Source organism: Oleiphilus sp. HI0086 (assembly GCF_001635225.1).
In genome coordinates this window covers 1-9,955 of the sequence record NZ_LWFZ01001502.1, presented here as the reverse complement: position 1 = coordinate 9,955, position 9,955 = coordinate 1, and the positions used below count along the sequence as shown (strand labels likewise).

Below are 9,955 nucleotides of genomic sequence, written 5' to 3'. Positions count from 1 at the left end.
TCATCGACTTATCATGATAGACCTTGCCCATGGCTGCACAGATTTTATCGCACAAGGGTTTGACTACTACGGCCTTATTAAACGGGGCTGCCACACCCCCAACGGCGCGTGTTAGCTGGTAGGAAAGTATTTTATCGATGCGCTCATTCTGCTCCTCAATATCCTGGAGCCATGAGGTATTGCGCATATCATCAGGTAGGGAGTTTCCCGCCTGATTCAAGGCGCTGCTAATAATGGCAGAAGGGTTTTTAATGCTATGTGCCAGGTCCGCTAAGGTATTCCGATAGCGTTCTCGCTGATGAGCTTCGTGGGAAATAAGACGATTAATACTATCCGTCATCTCCTGAAGCTCTAAGGGATAATTGCCTTTCAGCGAATCCGACTCACCTTTCTGAATCACACTCAAGTCATGACTTAAAGCAGCAATAGGGCGAAGCCCCCACTTCAGTATCATGAACTGAAGTGCAATGAGTGCCAGCGCTACCGCACTCAACCAAAACCAAAGCGAGGCTCTGTACTCCTCCATTGCTTGGCGATAAGCATCTTGCGTTTCCAAGACAACAAAACGGAAAGGTAAAACACGCTCACCATCTTCCCACTCAACTAAATAATGTAGGTGGAAAAAAGGCACGTCACTAATAGGTAAACGAAGGAATTTTGGGTCTCCCAGGCTTAGCTCACTTACATCATACTCAACCGTGTCCAAGCGTCCTTGAGCGGAGAGAGACTTCCACAAGAGAGCGTTATCTTGATGATTAAAAGCAAAAGCATAGTGATTAGAAAAAGCTTGGTTCAAACGATCATCAGTCACCAGTTCAGGCAACCAAAGCGATTGGGATTCCAGTTCGGCCGATGCAATCAAAGCATAAGCCTGTGTCGTCATTTTTTGATGCTGGGCTTCCAGCAAGCTAGCAGAATAAGCGCGCTCAAGCACCCAAGCCAAGGCACCACAAATAAGGGGTAGCAATAAGACTGAAGCCAACGCCAAGCGCCCTTGTATACTTGTCAGCAGCCAGTTTTTCATCAAGCAAGTCTTCATCAACACTTACTCTGAAGGGTGAAGGAAGCGATAACCCTGCCCTCGCACAGTTTTGATTAAGGAAAGCTTACAAGCCGTTTCAAGTTTCTTTCGAAGACGGCCAACCAAGACCTCTATCACGTTGCTATCCCGGTCGTAGTCTTGCTCATAAAGGTGCTCGGTCAACTCAGCCTTCGAGACTGGTCGCTCAGAATTTAGCAAAAGGTACTCTAGAATATTGAACTCAAAAGCAGTTAAGTCAATCGCGCTATCATTTACTGTGGCTTGCTTGGCCGATAGGTCTATTGTCAGAGTCTCAAACTTTAGCACTGAAGAGGCTTGGCCGCCAAAACGTCTGAGCAAGGCTTTAATACGTGCAAATAACTCTTCGACATGAAAAGGCTTCACCAGGTAGTCATCTGCACCAGCATCCAGGCCTTCAACTTTATCTTGCCAATTTCCGCGAGCAGTCAGTATCAATATAGGGAAGTCCCTCCCCGCTTTTCGCCAACGACGAATCACTTCAACGCCTTCAATTTTTGGCAAACCTAAGTCCACAACCGCCAGGTCGATCGGGAACTCCATTCCCTTATATAAACCTTCTTCACCATCAGCCGCGAGTTCAAGACAATAAGATTGTTGCTTTAAAGCATCTGCCAACTGTTCTCGCAGTTTGTTTTCATCTTCAATCACTAGAAGCTTCATCGTCTAGCTCTCTTTACTTGGCGCCACTGAGCAGCTCACCACTCAGGCTATCGACATGCAACACCCTAACTCGACCCGCTTTAGTTAAAAACTTAACCCGATAGACGCTACCACGGGGCGTTTCTTTGAGCTGAACTTTCAGGACCTTTCCTTCGAACCTTTCCTGAACAAGGGCAATTGCTTGATCTCGACCAATTCTCTCATTCTTTGTCTCTGCGACCAGGTTTGCGGATAAGCACACCAGCAACACGGCGGACAAAAAAAGTTTTACGAGTTTCATAGCAATCACCTTTGCGAACGTTGCCAACTAACGAGGCTTCTTTCGGTGTCACAGCTCCCTTCTAAAAAGGTTCCACCCTGACACGCACTTTTATTTTCTTACCCGGCTTCTGATCCATTCGGGTCTTATATCTTTCACCCTTGTAACGATACCATACATGGTAGCCGAGCACCTTCTCTTCATAGCTTATACGATGCCGGGTTTCGCAGCGCTGTTCATCACGGTAGTGTGACCTTGTTTTATACCGACGACGCTCATTCGAGGCGATATCGCTCCCCACTGAGGCCCCTAATATTGCACCCACAGCCGTACCAATCTTCTTGTTTTTGCTTCGGTGCCCTACAGCATTACCAATTGCGCCACCAATAATACCGCCAAGAATAGTACTAGTATGTGAACGCTCACTTTTAGGATAATCATCATATCGAACCTGTTCAGTCCAACATTCCTCTTCGGGAATTCTTTTTTCAATGGTTTTAATAATCGGCTCCACCTTCACTACGCGAGCAAAGTCGATTGAACGGTGACTCCTTCCACCCGCATAGCTAAGCGAGCTGAATAGCATCGCCACAATAATAAACGCCACCAATACCGTAGGCTGAGGTAGGTAGTTTCTTGAGTAGGTTAATTGTTTCATGTTCATATTCCTCTTTCTTTTTAGAAGGTGGAATAATCTTAAAACACTAAAGCTGAATGAAAGCTGAACAAAGAATATGAACACAAAAATGAAATTTCAGCGTACAAAACACCGAAATATAAAAAATACAATCAATAAAAAATCAATCACTTAAAAAAACAAATAGACACAGATCAAACAAAATCAACATTTGAGTTTACAGTTGTGCGTACAAATGAAAGAATTAGCTAACTCATCCAGCAACGTGTAGCCACCCCGGAGGCACCATGCACAGACTATCCAATCTCGATGCTTCATTTTTACACCTCGAATCTGCCAGATCACCCATGCACATCGGCTGCACGCTGACCTTTTCTCAGCCTAAGAACAAGACAATGACCTTCGAGCAGTTCAAGAGTCATATTCAATCGCATCTGTCGATATCGCCTGTTTTTAGAAAGAAGCTGGCGACACAAATCCTAGACCTTGATCGACCAGCCTGGTTAGACGATGAGAGCTTTGATATTGATCAACACTTGTTCCACACAAGTTTGAAAGGTGAGCTGCACGAACATGACAAAAAGCAGGTTATCAACCAGTTCTTTAGTCGCGCACTAAATCATCACAGGCCTTTGTGGGAAATAATGTATATGGAAAGTGAAAACAAGCCGGATGAGTTTTTTGTCCTGCTGAAGTTTCACCATGCCGCAGTCGATGGTATGTCTGCCGAGCATATTCTCGCTGGCTTACTAAGCCCTAAAAGCGCCCCGCAAGCCGAGCTTACCGATGATTGGAAACCCGAACACCAAGACTTGCCGAGCACCGTTTATGAAATTGGTAGCAAGCACATTCAAAACGCCTATCGCAGCCCACTTAAGGTTTACGGCCTAGCTAAACGTCTGAGTCACCCTATCTTTAGCTCCCAAGCACTTAGAATGCTCGATAAGGAACAGCGTCCTCCGCACTTTTTCACCGCACCTGAAACGCCGTTCAATCAAGCAATCAGTAAAAAGCATTTCTTTGCAAGCGCCCATCTACCGCTCTACAAAGTAAAGGAAATTAGAAAGGCCTACCCGGGCAGCACAACCAATGATGTTGTATTAGCAATCTGCTCAGGTGCTCTGCGAAAGAACCTGGAAACAAGCAATGAGCTTCCTGAAGAATCTTTAGTCGCTATGATTCCCGTATCAAAACGAGAAAAGGACGAACAAGGAAGCCCAAAAAGTTCAGGAGGGAACCTAATCTCTCCAATGCTCATATCGCTCGCGACAGACCTCGACAGCCCGAGCTCCCGACTTGGCATGATTCATCAAAATGCCCTTAGAGCCAAAGAGTTTAACTATAAAGTCGCGGTTGAACGAATCATGAAGCATCTTCCCTCGTGGTCTTCTTCCTTAACCATGAAAGCTTATACACGCCTTCGTCTAGCCAATATTCTAAAGCCCGTTTTCAACCTGATTATCACCAATGTACCGGGCCCCAAGGTTCCCTTGTTTCTGAATGGCGCCGAGCTAAAATCTCTTGAAGGCGTTGCACCGATCGTTGATAACATGGCGCTAACTGCTGTGGTCACCAGCTATGTCGATACACTAACAATCAGCCTGACTAGCTGTGAATCGATTGCTGATAAGGTCAGCTTTTTGGCAAGTAATTTCAACGAGGCACTGGACGAGCTATACCAAGAACTGGTACCTGAGAGACCAGAAGCGCCTTCTCCACAACAAGCCGCATAATTACTATCTTGCGAACAGTTATTCCACTCTGGGTTTAGAGCCTAAGGCTGTAAACCCTCTTCTAGTTAAAGAACCTCCCCCTTACTAGCAAGGCTCACAAGTGAGATTTCCCTTTTCAAGCCCCTTCCTATCGTTCAAACTATCTTCAACAAATACACGACCACATTGATAAGCTTGTTCTCAAAACGATGAGCTTATTTGATAATAATAAGAGGCGCACACCACATGGACTCACTGACTTTCGATTACGTCATCATTGGCGCTGGTTCTGCGGGCAGCGTATTAGCTCAGCGTTTATCCCAAGAAGGTGATAAAACCGTGCTTGTGCTGGAAGCCGGGCCGCGAGATAAAAGCCCGATGATCAAGGTTCCCGGGGCTTTTGCTTACTTCATGTATAGTAAGAAATATAACTGGCGCTACGAGTCTGAGCCGGTTGCCGATATACGTAACGGGCAGCCTCTATTTTGTCCTCGCGGAAAAACTCTCGGCGGCAGCAGTGCTGTCAATGCCATGGTTTATATTCGCGGTCACAAATCAGACTACGATACCTGGGAAGCACAAGGAAACCCTGGCTGGAGCTTTGATGACATGCTGCCCTACTTCAAAAAATCAGAAACCAACGAGCGCGGTGCCAGTGACTATCATGGTGGAGAAGGCCCTATCTATGTCTCTGACACGCAAAACACTTACCCGCTTAACGAGTGTTTTTTGGCTGCAAGTGAGCAAGCAGGATACCCTCTAACAGAAGATTTCAACGGACCACAATTTGAAGGCGCGGGCTATTATCAATTTACCATCAAAGATGGCGAGCGCTGCGGCGTTTCACGCGCCTATTTAAAGCCGGCCATGACAAGGCAAAACCTCTTTGTTGAATGCGAGGCCTTTGTCGATAAAATTCTCATCGAGAACAAAGTCGCAACAGGGGTCGAGTTTACTCAACAAGGTGAAAAGCATACCGTCCATGCACGTAAAGAAGTGCTGTTGTGCGGCGGCGCCTTCAACTCTCCTCAAACGCTTATGCTTTCAGGTATCGGCGATAAAGAGGAGCTTCAACAACATGGTATCGAAGTGATACAGGATTTGCCCGGCGTCGGAAAGAACCTGCAGGAACATGTTGATGCCTGTGTTTTGGTGAAAAGCAAAAAGAAGGATGGTTTCTCGACAAGCCCCGGCGGACTGCTAAAAATGCTACCCGACACTCTTAAATATCTGCGCGACAAGCAAGGCAATCTGGCGAACTCAATTACCCAGGCGGGCGCCTTTTTGAAGTCTAGCCCCGAGGTAAAGGTACCAGACATTCAGATGCACTTTGTTCCCTTACTCTTTGACGACTGCGGGCGCGATTTAAAACTCCTGTCTAGCCATGGCTACTCTCTTCACGTTTGCGTCCTTCGCCCTAAAAGCCGAGGCAAACTCAGCTTAAAATCAGCAGACCCAAGAGAGCCAATCAAAATCGACTTCAACTTTTTCTCCGACCCTGAGGATGCAAAAGTATTAGTCAACGGCATTCGGGTTGCTCGGAAAATATTAGCAAGCCCAGCCTTTGATGGGCATCGTGGCGAAGAGTTGCACCCAGGTAATAACATCCAATCAGATGAGGCACTTTTGAAGAAGTGTAAAGAACGGCTAGGCTTGGTATATCACCCTAGCGGCACCTGCAAAATGGGCAATGACCCTATGGCTGTCGTAGACAGTGAGCTGAAAGTTCATGGTATTAAAAAGTTGCGAGTAATCGACGGCTCAGCAATGCCGACTCTGGTTAGCGGTAATACGAACGCCCCCATTATCGCGATGGCAGAAAAGGCCGCCGAGATGATCTTGCAAGCTAAAACACAGTCTACTTTCCATATACAAGAGAAGGAACTTGAGACAACTAAATAAGTCTTTCTCAGTATTTTGAAATGTTCAGCTCACTGATAAGATATCCGCTTTACTGGCACACCGACTATATAAAGGATTTAACACAATCATGACCTGGACACCCCATGCAACCGTCGCCACGCTTGTCGAGCGAGATGGCAAGCTGTTACTCGTTGAAGAACGCTCTCATGGGAAAACCGTATTCAACCAACCTGCCGGTCATATAGAGCAAGGTGAAAGCATACAAGAAGCCGCTATTCGAGAAACGTTGGAAGAGACCGGCTGGCGCGTCAAGCTCACGGGATTTATTGGCTTATATACCTATACCGCCCCACAAAATGGCGTATGTTATTACCGCTTTTGCTTTGCCGCCGAAGCACTTGAAAAAGAGAGCGATAAGCTCGATAAAGATATTATTGCTGCTCATTGGTTGAGCATGGATGAGATACGAGCACTAGAAGATAAACTCCGCAGCCCGCTCGTACTAAAGTGTTTTGATGACTACTTCCAAAAAGACCACCTAGCACTCGATACCATATATGAGTACACGACCTAAGCAGTCGTCAAAACAAGAATTATATAAAAAACAGCGTTTTTCTCTTAAGCTTATCTCAAGATAGTTTTTTTGATCGGAATAGAAACAATGGGGCCGCGTCCTTGCGAAAACTGAATCTAGCGCTTGAAAAAACACTAAATAATAATGAGAAAACTTTTGCACAAGGCCAGCTTAACATTCAGGCCAAACAAGAGCTGTAAATGCGATGCGCAAAAGTAAAAGGCTTGCCTAACTAGTGACTGGCCCAGAACACCGTTGCTAATCCGTGCAAACAGTGCTCAGGCAAGCCAAGTACTACTATACGTAGAATATATTCTTAATCGAACCCGTCTGGGTCTTGACAATTCTCCGCCCAAATGGCGACCCAGGAATTTTTTTCTAATTCAATGCCAATTCTGTGAACTAGCGCTTATTAAACTGGAAATCTACTCAGGAATTCCGTTACTATCTTTACAACTTAAAGATCTCTCAAGCGCTTAAATCTAGATCGCTCAGCAGTTATAGGTCTCGTGGCATAGCAATGAACTACAACAATAAAATTGTCGACCTTGTCGCTCATATATATGAATCGGTCGCTTACGACGATGTATGGGAAGAGGTTATCAGCGATATCTGCGATGCAATTGAAGCGCTGGGCGGCTATCTAACGATTACTGATAGGAAGTCCCAGCAACTTAGTATCGTTGCTAATCGATTTAACGACAAAACTATCGAGTCATATAGCGAAGAATACGCCCCCCTTGATGAACGCAGACTAAGCGTCGAAGACATGTCTACCAGTTCAATCAAAAAAGGCTCAGAGCTATTAGATAGCCAAAGCTAACGCTCTTCTAAAGTCTATCAGGAGCTATTCCGTGAAAATGATTGCTTCCATAGTATCAGCACCTGCTTTTATCGAGATACCCAGTTCATTGCCAGCATCACCTTTTACCGCCCAGATACTCAGCAGGATTTTGATAACCAAACAAAGAAAATTCTCGGCATCTTTGTACCACACCTAACGCGCGCTTTTACCATATCCACCCAAACCAAACTTGCCCAGCTACAAAGCCAGGTGCAAGAGCAGCTAAAAAGTAGTACTGAAGCTGCTATTTTTTTGGTGATGGAGAATTATGTCTCCAAACCTATGAACGCCCGGGCAGAAGAGTTTGCAAAATCGAGTGAGGTGCTCACCTTAAAACATGACCGCCTCGCACTGAAGAACCCTGCCGCCAACAAGCGGCTACAGCACCTTGTCATGCAATGCATTCTTGCTTCGCAGGGAATAGATTTGTTTCCAGGAGGCTTCATTCGTTTAGATGCATACGTTGGTGGAGGCAATGAATGGCATATTGGTGTTACGCCCTACCGAAAGTCTGCGCATGAAAATAAGATATGGAAAGCGAAAGGTTCACTCGTGGTGATGCGTCCTGTCGAGAAAGACAGCTTTGAGAAGCTCAATCTAGTCCTGGCTGACTTTTATGGCCTGACCGCCTCCGAGACACAAGTTCTCAGCAAGGTGATATCTGGGCTATCAGGCTCAGAAATCGCCGAAGAGCTCAAGCTCACTAAAGAGTGCGTTCGCTCTCGCTTGAAAAAGATATACCAAAAAACAGGTGTATCGAATCAAGTTCAGTTAACACACAATATACTGGAAGGCCCCTACAAACTGGCCAACATGTTAGGATAAACAAACAGGCATGAAGCAAAATAAGGCATCTACACAGCAATCAGAAGTTCTTAGTACCAAGCTAGGCACACAATATCGTAAGCGAATCGTTATTAGCGTGTCACTGGTCGGCGTGATTGTATCCTTATGCTATTCAGCTATTTTATGGACTCAATACCAACAAGCGCTGAGCAGCTTTACAGATTTCCTATATGCGCTCTGCTATGCCGGAACATTCTACTGGGTCAGGCAGGAGAAGTTTGTCCTTTCCGCCTATTGGTTGATACTCATTGCCAGCCTGCAAGTTACCTTGGGGAGTATATTCTTTGTCGGCGCTGAAACGGGCTTCCAACTCTATTTCCTAAGCCTCCCGGTCGTGGTCTACTTTCTGCTCAATGACCAGGAAAAATGGAAAAAGCTTGCTGTCATGCTTTATGGTTGCTTGTGCTTTTGCGCGGCCCATACACTACGAGTCGAAACTTACATGGCCCCCATTCCGCCCTCCATCGCACAAGGAGTTTTTATCGGAAACGCGCTAATTGTTTTTCTTATTGTTGTTAGCGCCGTAAAGTTCTTTTCTGATGAGATGCTAAATGCCTATAACGAGCAGCAAAAGTTCGTGCTCACTGACAATTTAACCGGTATTGCAAATCTTCGCTTCGTTCAACAATACGCATCGCAACTACTCTCGCAAGCCGACCGCTATGGCCACCCTATTAGCTTGATCCATTTTGATATCAACCACTTTAGCCAGATTAATACCGAACAGGGACTAGATGCAGGCAACCGCAGCCTGGAGTTTATCGCCCAGCTAGTAAAAAATGATATTAGAGATGCTGACATCATTGCCCGTATAGGTGGCGATGAATTTGTCATCATCTTGCCAGAGAGCAACGCACAAGATGCCAAGCAAGTCGCTGAGCGACTGAGTCAACTCATTAAAAGCCGTAGCTATGAACTTAAGGAAAGCAATGTAAGCTTTTCTGCTAATTTTGGTATCAGCTATTGCGATAGTAGTAATATGAAAAGCATCGACGACTTGATTAGAGAAGCAAGCAGTTAGCACCGTTTTACAAGAGAGTACTGCGGAATAAATCGCTCTGCGATGTCAGGTGTTTTTGATTGAGCTTAAATTTCAGACAAAAAAAAGCGGCGAAAGGTGCCGAACTACCTAATCGCCGCGTTCACTAATAGGGCTTGTAGGGAGGCCCTAATCGGAAAAAGTTATCACAACACAAGTTTAGAAAGGAGCTAAGCAAAAAGGCCTGAAGTTTTTTGCTTAACGCCGTTCGTCTTGATGATTCAAATAATAGGGCTTAGCCGGGCTTAGTTTGATCACCCGAAGGGCTTAGCCCCCGGCGTACCGACCTCAAAACATGACACGCATCACAGTTTTTTCGTCTTTTTAATACTTTTAGGCTAAGTTTTTCTCTTGGAACAAGGTTTAAGCAAAGGCAACGAAGCCGGCTTAATCCCAATAACAATAGTCATCCTTGAATTTAGGCTTGATGGGTGCAATCCAAGCACCATGGTCTAAAC

At 45.5% G+C, this 9,955-nt stretch carries 11 protein-coding genes; 6 read left to right on the top strand and 5 right to left on the bottom strand.

All coding sequences use genetic code 11. The annotated features are described in order from the left end of the window. The 4 genes from A3756_RS25435 to A3756_RS25420 all read right to left on the bottom strand — a co-directional run. A partial coding sequence (locus A3756_RS25435) for a hypothetical protein (RefSeq protein ID WP_156490769.1) occupies window positions 1-1,024 on the bottom strand: 1,024 nt, incomplete at its 3' end. Between the two features lie 21 nt (window positions 1,025-1,045). Continuing rightward, window positions 1,046-1,723, bottom strand: coding sequence for a response regulator transcription factor (locus A3756_RS25430; RefSeq protein ID WP_068513365.1), 678 nt, complete (start codon window positions 1,721-1,723; stop codon window positions 1,046-1,048). Between the two features lie 13 nt (window positions 1,724-1,736). Beyond that, window positions 1,737-2,003: a PepSY domain-containing protein gene (locus A3756_RS25425; RefSeq protein WP_068513369.1), complete on the bottom strand. Its 267-nt coding sequence runs from the start codon at window positions 2,001-2,003 to the stop codon at window positions 1,737-1,739. A 61-nt stretch (window positions 2,004-2,064) separates the two neighbouring features. After that, the gene (locus A3756_RS25420) at window positions 2,065-2,640 is read right to left on the bottom strand and encodes a glycine zipper 2TM domain-containing protein (protein ID WP_068555010.1); all 576 of its coding nucleotides are present in this window, start codon (window positions 2,638-2,640) and stop codon (window positions 2,065-2,067) included. 266 nt (window positions 2,641-2,906) lie between these two features. On the opposite strand from A3756_RS25420, the gene A3756_RS25415 reads away from it, so the two are divergent. The 4 genes from A3756_RS25415 to A3756_RS25400 all read left to right on the top strand — a co-directional run bounded on the left by A3756_RS25415 (window position 2,907) and on the right by A3756_RS25400 (window position 7,591). Next, window positions 2,907-4,352 (top strand): wax ester/triacylglycerol synthase family O-acyltransferase, encoded by a 1,446-nt coding sequence (locus A3756_RS25415; RefSeq protein WP_082865503.1) that lies wholly within the window; start codon window positions 2,907-2,909, stop codon window positions 4,350-4,352. A 225-nt stretch (window positions 4,353-4,577) separates the two neighbouring features. Continuing rightward, window positions 4,578-6,233, top strand: coding sequence for a GMC family oxidoreductase (locus A3756_RS25410; RefSeq protein ID WP_068513375.1), 1,656 nt, complete (start codon window positions 4,578-4,580; stop codon window positions 6,231-6,233). Window positions 6,234-6,321: 88 nt separating this feature from the next. Further along, window positions 6,322-6,768, top strand: a complete 447-nt coding sequence (locus A3756_RS25405; protein WP_068513378.1) for an NUDIX hydrolase — start codon at window positions 6,322-6,324, stop codon at window positions 6,766-6,768. A 520-nt stretch (window positions 6,769-7,288) separates the two neighbouring features. After that, on the top strand, window positions 7,289-7,591 hold the full coding sequence (locus A3756_RS25400) for a hypothetical protein (RefSeq protein WP_068511170.1): 303 nt from the start codon (window positions 7,289-7,291) through the stop codon (window positions 7,589-7,591). A 24-nt stretch (window positions 7,592-7,615) separates the two neighbouring features. Here the strand turns inward: A3756_RS25400 and A3756_RS26885 are convergent, their stop codons facing one another. After that, on the bottom strand, window positions 7,616-7,765 hold the full coding sequence (locus tag A3756_RS26885) for a hypothetical protein (RefSeq protein ID WP_156490768.1): 150 nt from the start codon (window positions 7,763-7,765) through the stop codon (window positions 7,616-7,618). A gap of 57 nt (window positions 7,766-7,822) precedes the next feature. Between A3756_RS26885 and A3756_RS25395 the strand changes: the two genes are divergently transcribed. Together A3756_RS25395 and A3756_RS25390 are read left to right on the top strand one after the other, a co-directional pair. Further along, complete coding sequence (locus A3756_RS25395; RefSeq protein WP_068511171.1) at window positions 7,823-8,437, top strand: helix-turn-helix transcriptional regulator; 615 nt, start codon at window positions 7,823-7,825, stop codon at window positions 8,435-8,437. Window positions 8,438-8,447: 10 nt separating this feature from the next. Next, window positions 8,448-9,479: a GGDEF domain-containing protein gene (locus tag A3756_RS25390; RefSeq protein WP_068511173.1), complete on the top strand. Its 1,032-nt coding sequence runs from the start codon at window positions 8,448-8,450 to the stop codon at window positions 9,477-9,479. Window positions 9,480-9,955 lie beyond the last annotated feature (476 nt).

What these genes read in the sequence shown, in the direction of transcription:
- A3756_RS25430 (WP_068513365.1), bottom strand. Translation starts at nt 1,723, where the DNA reads ATGAAGCTTCTAGTGATTGAAGATGAAAACAAACTGCGAGAACAGTTG.
- A3756_RS25425 (WP_068513369.1), bottom strand. Translation starts at nt 2,003, where the DNA reads ATGAAACTCGTAAAACTTTTTTTGTCCGCCGTGTTGCTGGTGTGCTTA.
- A3756_RS25420 (WP_068555010.1), bottom strand. Translation starts at nt 2,640, where the DNA reads ATGAAACAATTAACCTACTCAAGAAACTACCTACCTCAGCCTACGGTA.
- A3756_RS25415 (WP_082865503.1), top strand. Translation starts at nt 2,907, where the DNA reads ATGCACAGACTATCCAATCTCGATGCTTCATTTTTACACCTCGAATCT.
- A3756_RS25410 (WP_068513375.1), top strand. Translation starts at nt 4,578, where the DNA reads ATGGACTCACTGACTTTCGATTACGTCATCATTGGCGCTGGTTCTGCG.
- A3756_RS25405 (WP_068513378.1), top strand. Translation starts at nt 6,322, where the DNA reads ATGACCTGGACACCCCATGCAACCGTCGCCACGCTTGTCGAGCGAGAT.
- A3756_RS25400 (WP_068511170.1), top strand. Translation starts at nt 7,289, where the DNA reads ATGAACTACAACAATAAAATTGTCGACCTTGTCGCTCATATATATGAA.
- A3756_RS25390 (WP_068511173.1), top strand. Translation starts at nt 8,448, where the DNA reads ATGAAGCAAAATAAGGCATCTACACAGCAATCAGAAGTTCTTAGTACC.